Source organism: Mesorhizobium sp. M1403 (assembly GCF_040317695.1).
Lineage (GTDB): Bacteria > Pseudomonadota > Alphaproteobacteria > Rhizobiales > Rhizobiaceae > Mesorhizobium.
The window spans coordinates 16,034-37,492 of the sequence record NZ_JAMYKY010000026.1 but is presented as its reverse complement, the minus strand read 5'-3'; the positions used below and the strand labels follow the sequence as shown (position 1 = coordinate 37,492).

The following is a 21,459-nucleotide window of genomic DNA, read 5'->3' as shown; positions in this document are numbered from 1 at the left end:
AGAGGATGCCCTCATGTTTGAATCCAACGGTCTTATCCCGCGATGTGCCAAAATCGTGATGATCGGCCTCATGGGGTTGGGAATGACGCTGACCTTCGCTTTCGCCGCGAATGGTGCCTGCGACGGCGTAAAGGTCGATGTGACGAAGGCGCGCAAGCAGGAATATGCCCCCCTCGTTGCCTCGGCGTTGGACAACAAGGTCAAGCCTGCTCGGGTGAAGTTCATCACGATCATGGAGAACGGCAACTGGAGCGCCGCCTACGTCTCCACGCCGGTGAGCGACGACGGCGTGATGTTCTTCCAGACGGTCGACGGAAAAAAGCAATTTCGCGACGTGTGGGGCGGCTATGCCGACCCGTCGGAAAAACCTGAACTGGTATCCTGGGCGAAGAAGCTCGGAGCGCCGCAAGATCTGGCAAAGTGTTTTGCCGAGGAAGTTACGGAATGACGGTGATGATCGCAGGGGGAGAATGATTGGTGAGCGCTCCGGGGCGCCGGGCCTCTGAGATCGGTTCCAATCATCAGCTGCAGGATGTGCAAAATGCAAACTGTTCGAAAGTCCAGACTGATAATGCAGTTCGCCCGTGCATTGGCAACTTCAGTGAAAATGACGGCTGTTGTGAGTGTAGCCGTCCCGCACACGATCAATGTTGCGTATGCCAGCAAATATGATCTGCCGAAACCCTATGTTTCCCGGGCTCTTAACGCGGTTTTGATACCCATCAACCACGCCTCTCGGCACCGCTACCAGATCCCGCCCAAGCTTCGCGGGGTGTATGTCTTGGCCGTTGCACCCCATGGCGTTGCCGCGCGGCAAGGCATCCGGCCGGGCGACGTGCTTGCCACAGTGCGGCATCAACCGATTTCGACGCCGACCGATGTCGACCGACTCGTATGGGCCGCTCTTGCCGTGAGCGCTACCAGTTTTCTGTTTGGCGTGAACCGCGGAACAGAAGCCGCAGATGTCGTCGAGGTCAACACCAACATCACCGTCAACAACTTCAATACCAACATCTCGGTCAACAATATCTCGCAATGGACGAGCGTCGATAACCATGAGGAGTGGACGCAGATCGTCGATCAGTACGACGACGAGATGGAGACGGGCCTCGATGACACGAGCTATCGCGAGGACGACTCGCAGCCTGGCGACGCCAATCCGGACGCCAACGCGACCGCTCCCGATGCTGATGACAAAGACAGCACAGACACTGACGACGATAGTACGGATACCGATGCGTCGGATGACAGCACTGACAACAATAGTTCCGACGATCAGGACGTTTCGAGCGATCAGAACGACGATCAAGACTCAACGGACGGGGACGATGACAGCCCGGACGACAAGACCGACGCCGACAGTTCCAATGATCAGGACGATTCGAGCGATCAGAATGACGATGCAGACCCAACGGACGGCGGTGATGACGACAACAGCACCGACGCTGGCGACAACAGCCCGGACAACGACGCGTCGGATGACAGCACCGGCGACGCTGACGGATCGGACGACGACGATGCCAACTAGCAGCCGACCGCGCCGGTAGTTCTAAACGGAGGGCAACCGATGAAAACCGCGATGCTGACCACTGCCATGGTTCTGGCCATGCCGGCTTTCGCATCTGCCCAGGACAAGTGCAACGACGCCGCCAAGGATCAGTCCGCCCCGAACGAGTGCGCCGATGCCGGTTCCAGGAAATCCGACAAGAAGCTCAACGAGCTTTATAAGCAGATCGAAGCCCGCCTGAACGACGACGCGGATACCAGGACGCTTCTCGTTCAGGCACAGCGCGATTGGGTCAAATTTCGCGACGCCGAGTGCAGTTTCCAGACCGCGCGAGCGGCTGGAGGAAGCGTGGCTCCAACGCTCGCCGCACAGTGCATGGACGGCCTGACGCAATCCCGGGTCAAAGATTTCGAGGGTTACCTGAAATGCAGGGAAGGCGATGCGAGCTGCCCCGTTCCGGCAGCGAACACATCACCTGCCGTATCTGCCGTGGCCCAGGAGAAGGGCCGGACCGGCCTTGCTCAGGCTGCTGGCCCGATCCCCATTCCATTGCAACATGTCAGGGACTACGGAACCGACAGTGATGAAGTCATCTATCACAAACTCGGGATCTCGGTGGGCATCAATGGTGCCAAGCCTCGTCTGTTCGAATTCGACACCGGGTCGGATGAGTTCAACGCTGAGATCGATTCGAGCGTCCCTGGCGTAAAGCCGGTGCCCGGCAGCAAGCCCGAAATGTACGGTTATGGAGACGGCACCTATGGCGATTGGGTACAACAGGTGCGGTTCGACAGCCTGTCCTATTACGATCCGGATGACCCCTCGGAGCCGGTCGTAACCTTCGACGGCGGGTTTAGCGCCGGTCGGGTGGTGGATTACGTCTACACCAAGGGTTTCGGCGACCTCGAGGATCTGAAATTGACGCCAAGGCCCGTTGGCCAATACGGCGATACGCCGGTCTATGCGGATCTTAATGCACGCAAGAGCATGCAGAATGGCAGACCTGGTGGTTCGACGACGTTTTACGGCATCTTTGGGGCCGCCGATTTTATCTTTCCAGGAAACCAGACCGTTGCCCCGGGCGGTCAAACCCAAAGCGGCTATGTGGTCTCTGCCAATGCAAATCTTGGAAAAGAGAAGACGACACCGGGCTGCGCTCCCTGCCTGACGCTGAATTTGTCCCCCAGCCTGAGATCTCAGTTCACGGCCCTGATGCCGTGGGGCGAAGGGGATTTTCAGGCTTACCAGAGACGATTCCCGCGATCAGGCGCGAACGCATCCAATGAGTTCGAAGGGTCTTACCGCTATGCAATTTCTTTTGATAATAAGGGAAAGAAGCAATCGGTTGATTTCAGCGGACCTGTTTTATTGGATACAGGAACGTCGACCTTCATTTTTATTACGACAGAATCTATTTTCAATAAGCTTCAGTCAAGAGGATTTCATCTTAATGAATATCGTTCTGCCGTAGTCGACGTTAAGATTTGGGGATTTAAAGATAGTTTCAATAATAAGGAATACAGCGATGTCGTTATCGATCGCCAAAGCGATGAGGAGGGACGTGATGGAGTTATTGTCGGCATACCCTTCTTTCAGTCCAATTCCGTAATGTATGATCTGGAAAACAGAACAACCGCATATTCACCCTATTTTGTCAGCGCTGCCAACTTTACGACAGATGCGGCTGCCGAGGATCAAGTGCAGCTGAATCGCGCGACCAGCGATGCTGGAAGCAATGGCTGGCTCGGACTGGCCGGCATCATCTCCGGCGCCGGCGACTTCACGATCGAGAAGGACGCGGACGTGCGCATGACCGGGGCCAATACCTACACCGGCACAACGCATATCGCGGCCGATGGGTATCTTACTCTGGCCGGGCCGGGCAGCATCGAGCATTCCTCGCGCGTCATGGTCGGCGGTGTGCTCAACATCGATCAGAAAGGAAACCACCTGAAGTCCTGGGGGGTGGCGCACTCCCTGAACGATACGGTCATTCGCAACCTTGGTGGTAAAGGCAATGTCTATCTGGGTGCGGGCAGACTGATCCTGACAGAAGCCGACGGGCAATTTGATGGAACCATAGCGGACTTTGATGACGCCGGCGGCATGAGCGGCGGCCTCGTTGTCGCCGGCGGCAAGCTGACGCTGAGCGGCAAGAACAACTACTCCGGCGTGACGGAAGTCGCGTCAGGGGCGCAGTTGCGCGTGACCGGCTCTTTGACCGGTGACATTTCCGTCTCGGGACTGCTTGTCGTTGACGGGGAAGTCTCCGGCAAAGTCACCGTCAAAGAACGCGGCAAGCTGACCGGCTCAGGAAAGGCCGGCAGCGTCACGGTCGCCGAAGGTGGCAAAGCTGATCCAATGAAAACCAGATAATCGGGAAAGGGAAATCGATGAAAACCGCAATACTGACTGCCGCCGTGGTTCTGGCCATGCCGACGTTCGCCTTTGCCCAGGACAAGTGCTACGACGCCGCCAAGGATCAGGCCTCGCTGAATGCGTGCGCCGATGCGGCGTTCAAGAAATCCGACAAGAAGCTCAACGAGCTTTACAAGCAGATCGAAGCCCGCCTGAAGGACGATGCGGATACCAGGAAGCTTCTTGTCCAAGCTCAACGGGATTGGGACAAATTTCGCGACGCCGAGTGCAGTTTCCAGACTTCAGGAGCGGCCGGAGGAAGCGTAATGCCGATGCTCACCGCGCAGTGCATGGACAGCCTGGCGCAATCCCGGGTCAAAGCCTTCGAGGGTTACCTGAAATGCGGCAAGCAGGGCGATCCGATGAGTTGTCCCGTTCCGGCCGCGAATTGACACATCGGTGCCGGGATGAAGACCTTCATCGTATCTGCAGTGCACTTGATAGCTGGGCTGTTGCTGGCGGCAATTGTTACGGCCGCAGCTGCCGCTGAGATCCCCGAAGGGGACTATTACATCGTCGCGAAGCATTCCTACAAAGCGCTCACCGCCTTTGAAGGCAGGCATGGCGAGATCGTGCTTGGTCAGTCCGCTCGCAAACCCAAGGATGGTCCCGCGCAGCTGTGGACCATCACCAGGGCGACCGGGGAAACGAACGGCGCAACCTATCAGATCCGGTCTCGACGATACGGAACGTATCTTGCTGGGGGCGACGAAGACGAAAACGGGAATACGAGTGTCGTCCTCAAGGACGAGCAGTCCGCTGAGGGGCAGGCATGGCGCTTCAAGCCGCATCTGAACAGCTATGGCATCGAGCTGGATGACAGCGGCACGACGCTCAACGTCAGGGCCAATGAACGTGCGGACGACGCTCAGATCATCGTCTATGACGCCAGCCTGGACGATAACGCCCAGTGGTTGCTTTATCCGGCCGGCAATGGCGACCGACCGGCAGCGGCGTCGGCAGCGGTGTCGGAATTCGACAATCTGAACAAGCGCTATCGCCTCGCTCCGATGCCTGCAGCCACACCCGAGGCCAATAGGCTGAGACGCACGAAGCTGATGGACGATCAGCCAAGCGGTGTGTTCGTGAGAAAGGGAGAGGCAGTATCGGTTACGGCCGAAGGCCTGCCGCCTTCCCCCGACGGCTTGATGATCATGATCGGCCCGATGAACAGCTTCTATGACGAAAGACCCCAGGATGACCCGCAATTGGTCATTGCCAAGGAAGGGCGCACCGACTTCACGGCGAAGCGCGACGGGCTGATCCATTTCCGCTACGCCTACAGCGGCTTCAGTGCGGCTCTGCCTCCGATCGACGTGGCAATCGTGCGCGGCGGCAGTTCGATCCCCCTCTACGTCAAGGGAAAAACAAGCTTCGAAGACTGGCGTAAAATGCTCACCGACATGCCCGGTGCGCCATTCGTCGAGATGATAAGCGAGCGTGTTGCCATTACCGCGACCCGCAAAGTCTATATGAGGGCGCCTCAGGACGACCCTGCGGAAATTCTCGACGCCCTCGAGCAAATTCTAGGCTGGTACGATGCACTATCCGGTCTCGACGGTTCCTCCAAACTTCATCGGGCATCCCGTTTGCGCATGCACTATCAGCAGGACACGGTGACACCGGCGAAGGTCTTCGACGACGGCATATACATGTACGCAGGCAACTATTTTATGGGTGTCCCCGGCAGCAACATGGGTGATTTGCTGGACGTGAATAAGCTGCGGCAAGCGTGGTCGATCTGGCATGAAACCGGCCATATGTACCAGCAGGAGGATTGGACCTGGGGCGAGATCGTAGAAACTACGGTCAATATCTATTCCCTCAATGCCCAGGCACATTTTGGCCATCCGTCCCGCTTGAAAGAGCGCGATGACTCTACCGGCAAGACGCCGCTGGATCTGGCGGCGCGATATCTGGCGCGGAAGACGCGCGATTTCGACAATGAAAAACAAATGCGTGCCAGCGCGGATGACGACGATGAGCTTTGGGTGCGGCTGGTCATGTTCGATCAATTGCGCCGGGGTCTCGGCGAGGACTTCTATCCGAAGCTTCACCGATATTACCGGGGGCTGCACATAGAGCAGGAAACCGCCGACAGATTGAAGCGTTTGAATCTGCCTCCAGCAGATCCTCAACTGTCGCGCGTTGGTCTGAATGTTGTTTCACGGTGAAGCCGGCGGCGAGCGTGATGCCGGAGCCAGACACGAAAGGATGCGGGGGTATCGGCATTGCGTGAGGGGCTAAAGGAGGTGGATTGTGAAACGCTATAGATCACTGCCCGCAGTGACGATTGCAGCATCTGCGCTGTTGGCTTGTGCTGTGTCGGCGACAGCCCAGGGCGACCTCGGCTTCGACGTCAACGTCACGCTTTCCAAAAAAGCAGCCGCCAAACTCGCGACTGAAAAGGAAGGGATCGTTGTCCTCGCCTCCTATTACGGTGACCCGAAGCGGAGCGCCGAGAAGCACGCCAACGAAGTCGGCCAGATCGATCTCACGCCGCAGGACGAAGAGGTCGAGATAGCGGGCACAGCGGGCCACGCCCACATCGGCGGCACAAAGGTCGACACGAAGCGTCTCGACTGGCTTGCCGGCCCTCCCGAGGTCAACGTCAACGTTGCATCCGCACGCAAGAGAGTCCGGACAATCTGCTCAGCTGCGATTTCATCGACGGTCCACTAAGCGATGTCCAAAGGAAGCCTGTGACGCTTCATTGCGGATTGATCGAAGAAAATGTGGACACGAAGTTGAGGCCATAAGGCCTACAAAATCATGCCGCCTCGTTACCTGCGTCAACGCAGATTATCGGCGGCATGACCTGCTTTACTTAAGGAGGTAAAGGTTCTCATGCGCCCATTATTCGCTACCTGTTTCTGCCTGGCCATCATGTCCTTGCCTGCCGCCGCCTACGCCGAGCGCCGTTGTGGCTGGTACTCCAGCCCGACACCCGGCAACCTCGTCCTGACCGACAGTGACGGGGATTGGTGGATCCAGATGCAGGGGCGACCGGATCCCAAAGGCATCGACAATGTGCCGGCCTTTGACGAGCGGCAATTCGTCGAGACCAATGTGCCTGGTTCCGGCCACGGCTACGGATGCGCGTGCATGACCGTCGTAACCAACGCCAAGCAGCAAAAGATCACCAGAATAATCTCGGGCGAAATCCTTCCGCTCGTGCGCTGTCGCAACGACAGATCGCTGCCTAACCCGGACGGATAGTCATGACCAGGAACCGGCGACAGTCAGGAAACGGCGCCTCTCCTCCAATCGCTTCTGGATCGAAGGGACGGACCGGCGATGCTTCCGTAATTAAACATCTGATGGGTTCAGCTTGTGGAACCGATCGAAGACGGGACCGCGGAGAAGCCGCGGCCAATATTCGGAAACGTCAACCAGATGGCGCCGTAGCGCCACAAGTTACCGAAAAGCATCATGATCCGGCTGGTCTTTCTTTTTCTTGGGGCGCGTGCGCTGAAACCCATCTGGCAGCTCCTGACTGCGGCAGGCGTCATCTGGATGCTTGTCGGGGTTGCCATCCTGTTCGATCTGAGCGATGGCGCGCTCTCCGTCGCGCTGGATACGCTCGCCATATTCCTGGTAGTCGAGGGACTGGTCGAGATTGCCGCGGCCATATCCGTCGGACTTCGCCAGCATTGGATTGATACGCTGCGTGGCATCGCATTTCTGTTCGCGGCGTTTCTGGTCTTCGACGTCCCCTGGGACAACAATATCGGCGCGGCAATCGTGTTCGGCACTGCCTTCCTGGTTGACGGGCTCTTTCGGATCGGCTCCGCTTTGGTGATCCACAACCCACGCTGGCGGGTGGGGATTATCGCCGGCCTGATCGAGATCAGCCTGGCCATCGGCATCTTGATGTCCTGGCCGGTCCCGCACCAGCTGACAGTTCCATTTTGCTTTGCGCTCCTTCTGCTGACATCCGGCTATGCACTTGTGCGGATGGCCCTGCCATTACGGCAATTGCCGGAAGGCGGCTCGATCACCTCCCTGCCGCTTTATGCGGCCCGAAACTGGCAGGGTCGCGTGGCCCGCCCGGTCATTCCCGCAAACGGCGATGTCTGGGCCAAGGCGGACGAGGTCCTCAATGTCTATGTCTGGACGGCTGTCGGTTCGATAAAGGACCCGGAGCGCAGGATTCTAATCGACCGGTATGTCGCGGCAGTCGACAAGAAAGGCGTGATCTCAACGGGCCATTCCGCGCTGGAAATGCCACCGGACCTTTACATCAGCCACTATCCGTTCGACGACATCGACCACAGCCCTGACGACTTCCGGGCCATTCTCTCGGCGGGACATGAGAATGATGTAGCTGGGCGGTTCAACGAGTCCCTTGCACAGGAATCGGCCGACTGGTGTGAGCCGGACCAGAAGGTGACGTTCCACAGGTTCAATCCGCAAGCCCTGAGGATATTCTGGGAAGCATATTCTCAGGACAAGACCTACAATCTCACGGCCCGCAACTGCTCGACAACCGTTATCCAGGCACTCGATGCGGCTCTGGAGGGCGCATCGTACAACGGCCATGTTTGGCGGGATCTCTTCAAGATCATCAGCAACCCGCAATTCTGGTTGTTGCGGCTCGTGCGCGGCCGGGCTGAGGCCTTGACGTGGACCCCTGGGCTCGTTCTGGACTATACGCGCCTCCTGCGCAGCGTTGTTGAGCACAGCGACCGGCGCTGGAGAAGCAAGCTCTCCGACGCGTTCAGCACTGGCCGCAAGCTCGCCCATGTGGCCGAGCGCGACGGGGCGCCTGCATGATGAGCGGGCTTGTGCGCACGTCAGCGGTCGTCATCCTGACCGCCGCAATCTTCGGGCTGACCTATGGCCTCAGCGCACCGCTGATTGCACTTGAGCTGGCGGAAGCGGGCTATTCCGAAAGCCTTATTGGGGCGAACAGTGCCATGTACGCCATCGGTGTACTTCTGGCGGCCCCCTACCTGCCCCGCCTTGCACAGCAGCTTGGATTTGTGCGGCTGGCGAAGGGAGCTCTAATAGCATCGGGCGGGTTGTTCGTCTTTTTTCCCTTGGCACCGTTTCTTTGGGTCTGGTTTCCCTTGCGTGCGGCTCTCGGAGCGGCGTCAGAGACGCTGTTTGTCGTTTCCGAAACGTGGCTCAACCAGCTTGCCGGTGAGAGAAACCGGGGACGAATGATAGCAATCTATATGACCGCTCTTTCCTGCGGCACCGCAATTGGCCCTGCCATCCTGGTCCTGGTCGGACGTGAGGAGTCTCTTGCTTTCATTGTCGGCGCTGCAATAGCACTTGTCGCTTGCGTGGTCCTGATCGTAGGTAGGCCCGATGCAGCCAAGCCAGCGCGCGAGGATATCGGCAATCCGTTTCGGTACCTCAAACTAGCGCCAGTGGCGGTTGCTTCCTCAGTCTTGAACGCCGCATTGGAAGCGGCCGGTCTCAGCCTATTGCCGCTCTATGCCATCCGCGCCATCCGCCTTGGATGGCCGGAGCATTCAGCGACGCTCCTGTTAACCGTGCTCCTTATCGGCTCGATCCTGCTGCAATTGCCCATCGGCTGGCTCGGTGACCGAATGGATCGCCGGTGGCTGCTGATTGCCCTTGCGGCCATATCGGCGCTTGGGGCGCTTGCATGGCCCTTGGCCTTCTTGCACCCGTGGTTTGCCTATTCCCTGCTTTTCCTGTGGGGAGGTGCCTTCGTCGGCATCTATACGACTACGGTCGCCATGCTCGGCGAGGCTTACAAGGACGCAGAATTGCTCAGCATCTATGCGTTGCTCTCCATCGCCTGGGGTATCGGCGCGCTCCTGGGGCCGTTCATCGCCGGCATGGCGATGGAAAGTTCACCGCATGGTCTGCCCGTCTTCGCTGCGATCACCTGTGGCGGATTCACGTTGTTTGCCGGCTCGCGGGAGGAGATATGGAAACGAGGCAGGGTGGTATGACGATTGCGGCATCTGTATTGTTGGCGGGTGCCGTGCCGGCAACGGCCCAGCCGACATGAGCTTCGACGTTAACGTCACGCTTTCCAAAAAAGGCAGCTGCCGAGCTCGCGGCTGAAAAGGAGGGGATCGTTGTCGTCGCAAGCTCTCGAGCGAAAATCCTGGTGCGCTGTCGACGCGTACAGCCTAGGACATCCGGCCAAGAAAAAGGCCCGGCAAAACCGGGGCTTTTTCTTGGGGTTTCTGAACCTTATCAAAAGTTCGAAACGGGAATTTGGTGCCCAGAAGAGGACTCGAACCTCCACTCCTTGCGGAACACGGACCTGAACCGTGCGCGTCTACCAATTCCGCCATCTGGGCTGGTGCGCGCTCATTAAGCGGGCAAAGGATGAGTGTCAACGCGCTTTTTTGAAAGCCGCGTTCCTTCTCCGGCTCAGTGCTCCAGCACTTCCTTCGACGCTACCGTGGAATCGGCGTTGAGCGTGTAGATGATCGGCACACCGGTGCCGAGCTCGAGCTTGACGATCTCCTCGCCCGACTTGCCGTCCAGCGCCATGATCAGCGCGCGCAGCGAATTGCCGTGCGCCGCCACCAGCACGGTACCGCCGCGCAGCACATGCGGCTGCAGATCGTGCAGGTAATAGGGCCAGACGCGTGCGCCGGTGTCTTTCAGGCTTTCACCGCCGGGCGGCGGCACGTCGTAGGAGCGGCGCCAGATATGCACCTGGTCCTCGCCCCATTTTTTGCGCGCATCATCCTTGTTGAGGCCGGAGAGATCGCCATAGTCGCGCTCGTTCAGCGCCTGGTCGCGGATGGTCTCGAGCCCGCTCTGGCCGACAGCGTCTAGAATGTGCTGACAGGTCTTCTGCGCCCGGATCAGCGACGACGTGAAGGCGATGTCGAATTTCATGCCGCGCGCCCTGAGCTTGGCGCCGGCCGCCTTGGCTTCGGTATGGCCTAGTTCGGTCAGGTCGACGTCGCGCCAGCCGGTAAAAAGGTTCTTCAGGTTCCACTCGCTCTGGCCGTGGCGCACGAGCACGAGAGTTCTCGACATATTTGCTCCTTCAAATTTTATGGATCAACTGGTCAGGCCGAGCACGTCCCGCATCGAATAGAGGCCCGGCTTGCGGCCGCGCGCCCACAGGGCTGCCTTGACTGCGCCGCGGGCAAAGATCGCCCGGTCCTCGGCATGGTGGGCGAGCGTGATGCGCTCGCCGGTACCGGCCAGCACCACACTGTGGTCGCCGACGACCGAGCCGCCGCGCAAGCTGGCGAAACCGATCGAGCCTGCCTTGCGCACGCCGGTATGACCGTCGCGCGACCGCACGCTGTTCCCGTCAAGGTCGATGCCGCGCCCATTAGCGGCGGCTTCGCCGAGCAGCAGCGCCGTTCCCGACGGCGCGTCGACCTTGTGCCGGTGATGCATTTCCAGGATCTCGATGTCGAAATCGTCGGCATCGAGCGCGCGCGCCGCCTGCTCCACCAGCACCGCCAGCAGATTGACGCCGAGGCTCATATTGCCTGACTTGACGATCGTCGCGTGCCGCGCGGCGGCCGCGATCCTGGCGTTGTCTTCGGCCGAACAGCCGGTGGTGCCGATGATGTGGGCGATGCGCGCCTGCGCCGCGTAGCCGGCGAATTCGACGGTCGCTTCCGGGGTGGTGAAATCGAGTACGCCGTCGGCCTTGGCGAAGACCGGCAGCGGATCGTCCCCGATCGCCACGCCGAGCCGGCCGACGCCGGCCAGCTCGCCGGCATCCTTGCCGATATGGGGCGATCCGGCCGGCGCGATGGCGCCGGCGACACGCGCGCCCGGTATGGTGTGGATGGCGCGGATCAGCGCCTGGCCCATGCGGCCGGCCGCGCCGACCACCACCAGGCCCATTTCACTCGCGGTCGGTATGTCACTCATGAATGTCTCCCGGCCGCCTTTTTCGCGCGGACATGTTGCGCCGCAGTCTGGATTGGCTTGCCGTCATCGACAAGCCCCAGCCCTTTCCTGCCTTGCACCCGGTGGAACCGCGCATAGACGCTGTGCGGGTCGGCCATCAACGAGGCATGCGTGCCCTGTTCGACCAGCCGGCCCTGCTCCAGGACGATGATATGGTCGGCATTGACCACCGTCGACAGCCGGTGCGCGATGACGATGGTGGTGCGCCCTTCCATGACATGGGTCAGCGCCTGCTGGACGCGGGCCTCGGCCTCGTTGTCGAGCGCCGAGGTGGCTTCGTCGAGCAGCAGGATCGGCGCCTGCCGCACGATGGCGCGGGCAATCGATACGCGCTGGCGCTGGCCGCCCGACAGCGTCACGCCGTTCTCGCCGACGGGCGTGTCATAGCCTTGCGGCTGGTGGCGAATGAAATCGTCGGCCACAGCCTGTTGGGCGGCGCGTTCAATCTCTGCGTCGGTGGCGCTCAGCCTGCCGTAGCGGATGTTGTCGCGGATGGTGCCTTCGAACAGATAAGGCTGCTGCGATACATAGGCGATCGAGCCGCGCAGCGAATGCTTGGTGACCTTTGAAATGTCCTGGCCATCGATATCGATGCTGCCCGACTCGACGTCGTAGAAGCGCTGCAGCAGCGCAACCAGCGTCGTCTTGCCGGCGCCCGAAGCTCCGACGATGGCAGTCACCTTGCCGGCAGCGGCGACAAAGCTCAGATCCTGCAGGACCGGCGCCTCTTCGACATAGCGGAAGGACACATTGTTGAAGCGCACTTCGCCAGAGGTGAATTTCGCCTCGGCGGCTCCCGGCACGTCACCCTGCTGCGGCTCGAGGTCGAGAAGCTCGTAGATCATGCGCGCATTGACCAGCGACTTTTCCATGCCGACCTGCATACGCGCCAGCCGCCTGGCGGGGTCATAGGCAAGCAGCAGGGCGGTGATGAAGGCAAACACCGCGCCCGGCGGTTGGCCGCCGACAGTCGCCCGGTAGCCGGAATAGGCGATGACGCCGGCGACGGCGAAGCCGGCCAGCATTTCGGAGATCGGCGTCAGCCGTTCCGAGACGCGGGCGATCTTGTTTGCCCGCTGCTCGGCGCCGGCGACGAGGCCGCCGATGCGCCGCGACAGCTCGTCCTCCAGGGTGAAGGCCTTGACGATAGCGATGCCTTGCGTCGCTTCCTGCATGGCGCCGATCAGCCGCGAGTTGATCTGCACCGATTCGCGAGTGATGCGACGTACCCGGCGCATCAGATAGGTGACACTGTAGATCAAAGGCGGCCCGATCAGCAGCGACATCGCCGAGAGCACCGGGTCCTGCCAGATCATGACGCCGACCAGCGCGACAAGCGATACGGCATCGCGTGCCAGCGATGTCAGCGTCATCGACAGGAGATCGCGGATGCCGTTGACGTTCTCGTTGATCTGCGCGGCGAGCCGGCCCGAACGGGTGTCGTTGAAGAAACTGACGCCGAGCTTCATCAGGTGGTCGAAGATGCGGCGCTGATAGCGCGCCACCAGATTGTTGCCGATCTTGGCCAGCGTCACTGCCTGGCCGTAGCTGGCCAGCCCGCGCAGCATGAAGGCGGCCAGAATCGACACGCTGATCAGCGCGATAAGGTCGCCGCGCTGCTTGTAGAAGATCTGGTCGATGACATCCTTCATGATCCAGGCGGTGAAGGCGGTCGTCGCCGCGATCGTCACCAGGCACAGCACGGCAAGAGCATAGTACCAGCGATAGTCGCGGCTGTTCTCGGCGATGATGCGGCGGATCACCGCCACGATCTCGCTGGGACGGACTTTCCCTTTGGTTGGTGCTGGAAGTGTCAAGTTGGAGCGCTTTGTGGTTTCGGTTCGGCCGGGCTGCAATTCGGCAACCTCTTAACGCCCCAATGGCGGCTTGCCTATGGCCGGGGACGGCGAAACTTCGTCGCGGCGCAGCTTGTGTCCTAGACCCGCCAGCGCCGCCCCGCCGTCTGCACGCCGAACAGCGACGGATTTCTGGCATAGGCGGCCAGCCCTAAAAGCGCCGCTAGCGGATGGGTGATGACATAGACCGGCATGCTGCGCATCAGGGCGCTATGCGGCGCCTTGTCCTCGAAGGCGGCGCGGAAATTGCCGGTGCGCAGTGCCGGCAGGATTTTTTGCGCGATGCCGCCGGTGAGAAACACGCCGCCGCGGCTCATGAACACCAGAGCGAGATCGCCGGCGGTGCGCCCCAGGCAGGTGACGAAGATCGACAGCGCCTCTTCGGCTACCGGATCGTTCTTTGCCAGCGCCGCGGCGGTGATCTCGGCGGGCGTGGTAAAGGGCGACGGCTTGCCGTCCGCCTTGGCCACCGCCCGGTAGGCATTGACCAGGCCGCGCCCGGACAGGATCTGTTCGCCGGAGATGCGGCCCTCGAGCTTCTCGATATGCGGAAACACCTGGAAATCGCGCGGCGAGCGCGGGCCGATATCCATATGGCCGCCCTCGCCGGGCACCGGTATCCAGTGATGCAGCGCATAGACCAGCCCGGCGACGCCGAGCCCGGTTCCCGGGCCGAGCACTACCCGCCCGGAATTCGGTTCCGGCGCGTCACCGCCGATCTTTTCCATATGCTCTTCGCCGAGCGCGACGACGGCCAGCGCCTGCGCCTCGAAGTCGTTGAGCACCACGACGTCGCTGAGACCGAGACTGGCGAACATCTGTCTCGGCTTGACGATCCATGGGCAATTGGTAAGCGGGATCTCGTCGCTTTCGACAGGACCGGCTACCGCCAGCACAGCTGAATTCGGCCGGACCGACGAGCGGTCGAGCACGGCCGACTGGATCGCCTCGTCGATCGTATTGAAGTTGGCGGTCTGGACGATCGTCGGCTCGCCGGCTTCGGAATTCGCGTCAAGCACGATCGAGAAGCGCGCATTGGTGCCGCCTATGTCGCCGATCAGAATCGGAAACCGCAACAGAGTGTCGTCGTCGCTTACGCCTGGCATGCTCTCGTCCGTTCCCGACGCGTATCGCCGTTCTCTCGTTGACTAGCGCATGACCGCAAAAAGGGAAATCGGTTTTCGAAGTGGAGATGCACGGATGCAGACAGCGAACACGCTGCCCGCATCAGTGCCCCGGTCGTGGCCGCGGCAGCGGAATGCGGATCTCGGGGGTCGCCACAAAGGCGTTCGCCGAGGCCGGAAGCGCTGCCGCGCCGGCTGCGACCGTCGGCGGCGGCGAAGGCTCTGCCGCGGGAGCGGGTACGGCCGCGATCGGCACGCCGTCGCCATAATAGGTGACTGCTTCCGCCGAGGCCGGAGCCGGCGCGTCGAGCACGAACTGGCATTGCCTGGGCAGGTTCGCCATCGTCATCACGTCGCGTGCCTTCGGCTTGTCCGGATTCTTGTTGGGGCGCCACGGCTCCTCGGTGAACCACCAGGCCAGCGCCTGGTCGCAGCCATCGCCTGGCGCCGTCGCTTCCTGCGCCTTGCAGTCGGGTGACCCAGGCTGGCAGCCGATACGAATGTGGAAGTGGTAATCGTGGCCCCAGAACGGCCTGACCTTGCGCAACCAGCTGCGGTCGCCTTTGACCGTGTCGCAGAGCTTCTTCTTGATCCCTGGATTGACCAGGATGCGCTCGACTTCGGGATAGCTCGCGGCGCGCCTCAACAGCCGCGTGTGCATCGGCGTCCACAGGCCATCCTTTACCAGATGGGTCTTTTCATCGACCATCAAGGTAGCGCTGATGTTTTCGCGCTCTTCGGTCGAAAGCTTGCGGTCGGGCATCGGCGTCAGCCAGATGTCGGCGTCGAGGCCGATCTGGTGCGAGGCATGGCCGGTAAGCATCGGTCCGCCGCGCGGTTGCGAGATGTCGCCGATCAGCAGGCCCGGCCAGCCGTCGGCTGCAGCATCGCGTGATAGTTTCTCGATTAGCGCGATCATTGCCGGATGGCCCCAACGGCGGTTGCGCGACGGTCGCATCACCTCCCAGTGCCGGCCGTCCATGGGCAGCGCGACGCCGCCGGAAAAACAGCCTTTGGAATAAAAGCCGATCGATTGCGCTGCTGCGAGTGCCGGCAGCTTTTTGGCGCCGAACAGCTCTTTTGCCCGTTGCTCGGCGCTCGCCGTTGGCGCGGCAAGCGTTAGGCCGGCGACGGCCAGTGCTGCCGTCAGCAGCAGTGTTTTTCCCGGCAAGGCTCGCTTTAACGTCTTCCCCAAGCTGGACCCCTCCGCGATTTGAACCGCATCATACCACGCCCCGCGCAACGTATCGATCACGACCGTTTCATCGGACTGCGCGCCTCGCCGTCGCGCCAGTCGCCGCTCGCCCACATGGCGTCGAGAGCCGAGCGGTAGTCGGGGAAGCGAAAGCCATAGCCGGCCGCCTTGATCGCCGCGTTGGCGACACGCTTGTTCTCGCCATAGAAGGACCGCGCCATGGGCGAAAGTTGGGCGGTCTCGAACGGAATTTCGGGCGGCGGCTCGATGCCCATCAACCTGGCGGCATAGGCGACGACGTCCTGCGGCGGCGCCGGCAGGTCGTCGGTGACGTTGAAGATGCCGCCGCGATCGCCTTCGGCTAGATGCCAGAGAGCGCCGGCAATATCGTCGCAATGGATGCGGTTGAACACCTGGCCCGGCTTGACCAGTCGCCGGGCGGTGCCGTTTTCGAGATTGACCAGGGCGTTGCGGCCCGGCCCATAAATGCCGGAAAGCCGCAGGATCGCCACCGGCCGGTGGATGTCGTGGCCCAGTTGCAGCCAATCCTGCTCGGCTGCGACACGCATCACCGACCGCTTCGACAACGGCCGGCATTCGGCGGCCTCGTCCACCCAGTTGCCGCCATGGTCGCCATAGACGCCGACGGTGGAGAGATAGGCGATCCATTCGAGCTCCGGCATGTTGGCCACGATCACCTCGCGTGCCGCGCCCAGCACCGGGTCGCCGGCCTCGTCCGGCGCGACCGAGACGACGAGATGGGTTGTCTTCCCAAGCGCATCGCCGATTTCGGAAGTCAGCGTGCCATCGAAACGCAGCGGCACGATACCGGCTTGCCGCAGCGCCGCGAATTTTTCCAGCGACCGTGTTGTACCGAAGATCGTTGTGTCGGCATCCCTGTTGGCGCCGGCGAAGGCCCTGCCCGAATAACCGGCGCCGAAGATGAAAATCTGCTTTTTTGTCATGTATGGGCCTCGATCGGCTTTGGCAGGGCCAGAAGCCATTCGCCTCTTACCGCCTCGTCACCTTCTAGTTGCAAAGCGGCTGCGGCACGTTCGGCAAATTCCTGACCCGGCACTAGCCGCGACAGCGCCCATACCGCGGCGCCGCGAACCAGCGGCGAGGCATCGTCGAGCAGCGCGCGGACGGCGCCGGCCAGCGACAAGTCCTGGGAATTGCCGGCCGCGATCAGCACGTTGCGGATAAAACGGTCACGGCCGATGCGCTTGACCGGCGAGCCCGAAAAAAGCGCGCGGAAGGCAGCGTCGTTCAGGCAAAGCAGCTCGGCGAGCGGCGGTTCGCGCAAGTCCGCGCGGGCGGCAAGCTTAGCCTCGGAGGCAGCTTGGGCGAATTTGTTCCACGGACAGGCGGCCAGGCAGTCGTCGCAGCCGTAGATGCGATTGCCGATCTTTTCCCGGAACTCATGTGGGATCGGTCCTTTGTTCTCGATGGTGAGGTATGAAATGCAGCGCCGCGCATCGAGCCGGTAAGGCGCCGGAAAGGCGTCCGTCGGGCAGGCGTCGAGACAGGCGCGGCAGGAGCCGCAATGATCGTCCTCAGGCGCGTCCGGCACCAGCTCGGCCGTCGTGAAGATAGTGCCGAGGAACAGCCAGGAACCATGGGCGCGGCTGACCAGGTTGGTGTGCTTGCCTTGCCAGCCGAGGCCGGCCGCCTCGGCCAGCGGCTTTTCCATCACCGGCGCGGTGTCGACAAACACTTTGACGTCGCCGCCGGTGCGCGCCACGAGCTTGCCGGCGATCGCCTTCAGCCGGCCTTTCATCACGTCATGATAATCGCGGTTCTGCGCATAGGCGGAGATCGCGCCGCGGTCGCGCTTTGTCTGGATGTCGCGTGGGTCGTGGTCGGGGCCGTAATTCATCGCCAGCACGATGATCGAGCGGACCTCTGGCCAGAGCGCCGCTGGTTTGCCTCGCCGCTCGAGCGTTTCGGCAATCCAGCCCATCGAGCCGTGAAAGCCGTCCGCAACGAATTCGGCCAGCCGTTCCGGCGCCCGCGGAATCGCATCGGGCGTTGTGACGGCGACGGCGTCAAAGCCGGCGTTCCGCGCCTCGCGGTCGATCAGCGCGCGCAGCTTTGCCGTATCAGAAATCGAGATCCGCATAATGTGACACCGGCGACAGGCCACGCACCCGGTCGGACAGAAGCGGCCGGAACGAAGGCCGTGATTTCACCCTTGTATACCATTCGCGCGCGGCGCTGTGTTCGCGCCAGTCGATCTCGCCGAGATAGTCGAGCACCGACAGTGCCGCCGCCGCCGCGAGATCGGCATAGGTGACCTTGTTGCCGGCCAGCCAATGACGGGTGCCGGCCAGCCAGTTGGTGTATTTCATGTGCTGGCGGATATTGGCGCGGGCGGCGCGGATCGCCGCCGAATCGGGCGAGCCGCCGCCTGCTGTTTCCGGCATGACCGGCTTCAGAACGCGCTCGCGCACCAGATGCCGGGTAACCTCGCTTTCCGCCTTGTTGAGGTACCAGTCGGTCAGCCGGCGGATTTCGGCGCGTTCCATCGGGTCTTCGGCGAATAGCCGCTTGTCGCGCTTGAGTACGCCGCGCGTCTCGTCGAGATATTCGGCAATGACCACTGCGCCAACAATCGGCACGTCGCCCTCGGCAAGCAGGATCGGCAGCGTGCCGGCCGGGTTCAGCGCCAGGAACTCCTTGCGCCGCGTCCACGGCTTCTCTTCGATCAGTGCCAGTTCCTCGCCATACTCGCCAAAGGCGAGGCGGACGAAGCGGCAGCTGGCGAACATCGGATGGTGGAAAAGCGTTAGCATGGTCCCGCGATAATAGAGCGCACTGGCAAATCGCCGGCTGCGCCGGTAAGTCTTGGCCGCCCGATTCAGGGGCTGTCAGGGTGCTGCGACCTATAGGGGGAGTTCCGCGCCGTGACAAGCAAGCCGTTTTCTCAAGCCCTCCCTCCAACGCCGAGGTTGCCATGGAAAGCCAGACCGTCGTCGAAGCGCTGCTGCTCGGCATGCTCGAGGGCCTGACCGAGTTTATTCCGGTGTCTTCGACCGGTCATATCCTGCTCGCCGGCCATTTCCTCGGCTTTCATTCGACCGGCAAGGCCTTCGAGATCCTGATCCAGCTCGGCGCCATATTGGCGATCCTCAGCGTCTATTTCCGCCGGCTCTGGAAGATGCTGCTCGAACTGCCATACGATCGGCTGACGCGGCATTTCGTCCTTGGCATTCTCATCGCGTTCCTGCCGGCGGCCGTCGTCGGCGCGCTGGCGCATGATTTCATCAAGACGGTGCTGTTCGAATCGCCGCGGCTGATCTGCATCATGCTGATCATCGGCGGCGTCATCCTGCTGCTGGTCGATCGCATGAAGCCGAAGCCATATTACCACGATGTCGAGCGGTTCCCGACCAGGCTCTATCTGCAGATCGGGCTGTTCCAGTGCTTGTCGCTGATCCCCGGCACATCGCGCTCGGGTTCGACCATCGTCGGCGCGCTGCTGCTCGGGGTCGACAAACGGGCGGCGGCGGAATTCTCCTTCTTCCTTGCCATCCCGACCATGGTCGGCGCCTTCGCCTTCGACCTGTTCAAGAACCGCAATGTGCTGAGCAGTGCCGACCTGCCTATCATCGCCGTCGGCTTCGTCGCCGCCTTCGTCACCGCGCTAATCGTCGTGCGCTTCCTGCTCGACTATGTCTCGCGCCATGGCTATGCGCTGTTCGGCTGGTGGCGGCTGGTCGTGGGCATCGTCGGCCTGGCGGGGCTGGCAATCTGGGGGTGAGCCGGCGCGGATAGCGCAATCCCAGCCGGAACTCTGTTCTTGCCCGAAGCCGAGCCATACGATCTTGTGGACGTATGGTTGGCAGGGGGAATGCATGAGCGAAGTTCTTGACGCCCTCGTTATTGGCGCCGGTCCGGCGGGGCTCGGCGTCAGCTACTTCTTGAAACGGCAGGGCCGCGACCACCGTGTGCTCGATCGAGGCCGGATCGGCGAAACGTGGCGAACGCAGCGATGGAATTCGTTTCGACTGAATTCGCCGACCATTCGCTCCATCTTACCCGGTGATTCCTACGAGGGGCCGGAGCCCTGGGGCGCGATAACCCACCACGAATTTGTCGCGTATCTCGAAGGCTATGCCGAGCGGCACCGCCTGCCGGTAAGCACCCAAACTCCGGTTCAAGAGCTGACGAGAGACGATGGGATCTTTCGCGTCACTACGGCGGCTCGTGGCGTGCTTCTGGCGCGCAATGTGGTGATCGCCACCGGCGACCAGAACCGACAGGTCCGGCCACCAGGGTCGGCGGACTTGCCGGCGGCAGTTCGCCAAGTCGATTCTTCGGCTTATCGCAACCCGGCCGAGTTCGAGAATGGCGCGGTGCTGGTGGTCGGCAGCGGCCAGTCGGGCGGCCAGATCGCCGAGGATCTGGCGGTGGCCGGACGTGCGGTCTTTTTGGCGACCAGCCGCAACGGCCGTTGGGTGCGGCGCTACCGCGGGGGCAACATACTTAAATGGCTGACGCTGTCCGGTTTTCTCGACGTTCCGCGCAAGGAACTCGTCCTCCCCTCCGGCAAGCTGCAGGCCCGCGCGCTGGTCGGCGCGACCCATACAATCAGCCTGCAATCGCTGAGTGCACAGGGCGTGGTGCTGCTCGGCCGCTTCAGGGGCGTGGAGAATGGCAGCCTCGTCTTCGGCGACGAACTCGACGACCATATGCGATTTGCCGACGAGGTTTCGGCGAATGCCAAGCGCCTGGTCGACGAGTACATTGAGCGCGCCGGCCTCGATGCGCCCCTGGCCGAGGATGATCCAGCCGAGACGGTTGCCCCGCGCTTGCCCGATCCTCCGATCCGCTCCCTCGACTGGACGGCGAGCGGCATCAGATCAGTGATCTGGTGCACGGGTTTCACCGGCGATTTCTCATGGGTCCGGCTTCCTGGCGCGCTCGATGTGGCCGGCCAGCCCGTCCACGAGGATGGCGTCGGCGCTGTTCCAGGTCTCTTTTTCGCCGGCCTCGATTTCGGGTCGACACGGAAATCGGGCACCATACCGGCCATTCCAGAGGAGGTGGCTGGCATTGTGGAGCGACTTGTCCAGGTGCGGCGGCCTTGACCTCGGCGCGTCTGGACCTCGGCTGGTCGTCGTCGGGCTGACAGCACTGGCCATATAGGGATGAGCCGGCGCAGTCATTCGGAATGGTCGCCCTGGAGACGCCAAAGGAGGTGCATCAAGGCGCGCGATCGGTCAGCGCGCTCGCACCTTCCTCAGCGGCGCAATGTGCGCAGCAGTAGATGATGTCATCCTGTTCGACGCCATGTCCGATGATCCGGCATCCGCAATGCGGACACGTCGGAGCAAGTTTCTGGACCGCGCATTCGAAGCTGTCGAATGTGTAGGTCTCCTCGGCCATCGTCACTTTGAAAGCCTTGTCGTAGTCATTCCCGCATTGATCGCATCTGGCCATAGTTCTTTTCCTTCTTTAATTGGCTTCAAGCTC

20 protein-coding genes and 1 tRNA gene are annotated in these 21,459 nt (G+C 61.6%); 11 read left to right on the top strand and 10 right to left on the bottom strand.

The window, feature by feature from the left end; translation table 11 throughout:
- Window positions 1–13: 13 nt before the first annotated feature.
- The 9 genes from NKH01_RS28580 (at window position 14) to NKH01_RS28540 (ending at window position 9,858) form a co-directional block, all read left to right on the top strand.
- Window positions 14–448, top strand: coding sequence for a hypothetical protein (locus NKH01_RS28580; RefSeq protein WP_352548652.1), 435 nt, complete (start codon window positions 14–16; stop codon window positions 446–448).
- Window positions 449–541: 93 nt separating this feature from the next.
- Window positions 542–1,528 carry a PDZ domain-containing protein gene (locus NKH01_RS28575; RefSeq protein ID WP_353023506.1) on the top strand — a complete coding sequence of 329 codons (987 nt, stop codon included), beginning with the start codon at window positions 542–544 and terminating at the stop codon, window positions 1,526–1,528.
- 39 nt (window positions 1,529–1,567) lie between these two features.
- Entirely contained in the window at window positions 1,568–3,883 is a 2,316-nt protein-coding gene (locus NKH01_RS28570; protein WP_353023504.1) for a lysozyme inhibitor LprI family protein, read from the top strand.
- A 17-nt stretch (window positions 3,884–3,900) separates the two neighbouring features.
- A complete protein-coding gene (locus NKH01_RS28565) occupies window positions 3,901–4,317 on the top strand; it encodes a lysozyme inhibitor LprI family protein (RefSeq protein ID WP_023718799.1) in 417 nt (138 codons plus the stop codon).
- Window positions 4,318–4,332: 15 nt separating this feature from the next.
- Complete coding sequence (locus tag NKH01_RS28560) at window positions 4,333–6,099, top strand: M60 family metallopeptidase (RefSeq protein ID WP_353023502.1); 1,767 nt, start codon at window positions 4,333–4,335, stop codon at window positions 6,097–6,099.
- A gap of 85 nt (window positions 6,100–6,184) precedes the next feature.
- Window positions 6,185–6,607, top strand: a complete 423-nt coding sequence (locus NKH01_RS28555) for a hypothetical protein (RefSeq protein ID WP_353023500.1) — start codon at window positions 6,185–6,187, stop codon at window positions 6,605–6,607.
- A 165-nt stretch (window positions 6,608–6,772) separates the two neighbouring features.
- The gene (locus NKH01_RS28550; protein ID WP_352495429.1) at window positions 6,773–7,144 is read left to right on the top strand and encodes a DUF4087 domain-containing protein; all 372 of its coding nucleotides are present in this window, start codon (window positions 6,773–6,775) and stop codon (window positions 7,142–7,144) included.
- 213 nt (window positions 7,145–7,357) lie between these two features.
- On the top strand, window positions 7,358–8,701 hold the full coding sequence (locus tag NKH01_RS28545) for an HdeD family acid-resistance protein (RefSeq protein WP_352548655.1): 1,344 nt from the start codon (window positions 7,358–7,360) through the stop codon (window positions 8,699–8,701).
- Entirely contained in the window at window positions 8,701–9,858 is a 1,158-nt protein-coding gene (locus NKH01_RS28540; protein ID WP_353023497.1) for an MFS transporter, read from the top strand. The genes NKH01_RS28545 and NKH01_RS28540 overlap by 1 nt, the downstream gene beginning before the upstream one ends.
- 272 nt (window positions 9,859–10,130) lie before the next feature.
- On the opposite strand, the gene NKH01_RS28535 is transcribed toward NKH01_RS28540, so the two are convergent.
- The 9 genes from NKH01_RS28535 to NKH01_RS28495 all read right to left on the bottom strand — a co-directional run bounded on the left by NKH01_RS28535 (window position 10,131) and on the right by NKH01_RS28495 (window position 18,776).
- A tRNA-Leu gene (locus NKH01_RS28535) sits at window positions 10,131–10,215 on the bottom strand.
- 73 nt (window positions 10,216–10,288) lie between these two features.
- Window positions 10,289–10,909, bottom strand: a complete 621-nt coding sequence (locus NKH01_RS28530; RefSeq protein WP_352495430.1) for a 2,3-bisphosphoglycerate-dependent phosphoglycerate mutase — start codon at window positions 10,907–10,909, stop codon at window positions 10,289–10,291.
- A 24-nt stretch (window positions 10,910–10,933) separates the two neighbouring features.
- Window positions 10,934–11,767 (bottom strand): 4-hydroxy-tetrahydrodipicolinate reductase, encoded by an 834-nt coding sequence (gene dapB, locus NKH01_RS28525; RefSeq protein ID WP_502897719.1) that lies wholly within the window; start codon window positions 11,765–11,767, stop codon window positions 10,934–10,936.
- Entirely contained in the window at window positions 11,764–13,623 is a 1,860-nt protein-coding gene (locus tag NKH01_RS28520) for an ABC transporter ATP-binding protein (protein WP_353023495.1), read from the bottom strand. Before NKH01_RS28520 ends, dapB begins: the two co-directional genes overlap by 4 nt.
- A 119-nt stretch (window positions 13,624–13,742) precedes the next feature.
- Window positions 13,743–14,768 (bottom strand): glucokinase, encoded by a 1,026-nt coding sequence (locus NKH01_RS28515; RefSeq protein ID WP_023718823.1) that lies wholly within the window; start codon window positions 14,766–14,768, stop codon window positions 13,743–13,745.
- A 121-nt stretch (window positions 14,769–14,889) separates the two neighbouring features.
- Entirely contained in the window at window positions 14,890–15,981 is a 1,092-nt protein-coding gene (gene mepA, locus NKH01_RS28510; protein ID WP_353023493.1) for a penicillin-insensitive murein endopeptidase, read from the bottom strand.
- A 56-nt stretch (window positions 15,982–16,037) separates the two neighbouring features.
- Window positions 16,038–16,946 (bottom strand): SDR family oxidoreductase, encoded by a 909-nt coding sequence (locus NKH01_RS28505; protein ID WP_352495433.1) that lies wholly within the window; start codon window positions 16,944–16,946, stop codon window positions 16,038–16,040.
- Window positions 16,943–18,103 (bottom strand): tRNA epoxyqueuosine(34) reductase QueG, encoded by a 1,161-nt coding sequence (gene queG, locus NKH01_RS28500; RefSeq protein ID WP_353023491.1) that lies wholly within the window; start codon window positions 18,101–18,103, stop codon window positions 16,943–16,945. The genes NKH01_RS28505 and queG overlap by 4 nt, the downstream gene beginning before the upstream one ends.
- Window positions 18,084–18,776, bottom strand: coding sequence for a glutathione S-transferase family protein (locus NKH01_RS28495; RefSeq protein WP_023678968.1), 693 nt, complete (start codon window positions 18,774–18,776; stop codon window positions 18,084–18,086). The genes queG and NKH01_RS28495 overlap by 20 nt, the downstream gene beginning before the upstream one ends.
- Window positions 18,777–18,937: 161 nt before the next feature.
- Between NKH01_RS28495 and NKH01_RS28490 the strand changes: the two genes are divergently transcribed.
- A complete protein-coding gene (locus tag NKH01_RS28490) occupies window positions 18,938–19,744 on the top strand; it encodes an undecaprenyl-diphosphate phosphatase (RefSeq protein WP_352481365.1) in 807 nt (268 codons plus the stop codon).
- Window positions 19,745–19,838: 94 nt separating this feature from the next.
- On the top strand, window positions 19,839–21,074 hold the full coding sequence (locus tag NKH01_RS28485) for a flavin-containing monooxygenase (RefSeq protein WP_353023488.1): 1,236 nt from the start codon (window positions 19,839–19,841) through the stop codon (window positions 21,072–21,074).
- 115 nt (window positions 21,075–21,189) lie between these two features.
- Here the strand turns inward: NKH01_RS28485 and NKH01_RS28480 are convergent, their stop codons facing one another.
- Window positions 21,190–21,426, bottom strand: a complete 237-nt coding sequence (locus NKH01_RS28480; RefSeq protein WP_023718829.1) for a metallothionein — start codon at window positions 21,424–21,426, stop codon at window positions 21,190–21,192.
- Window positions 21,427–21,459: the final 33 nt, after the last annotated feature.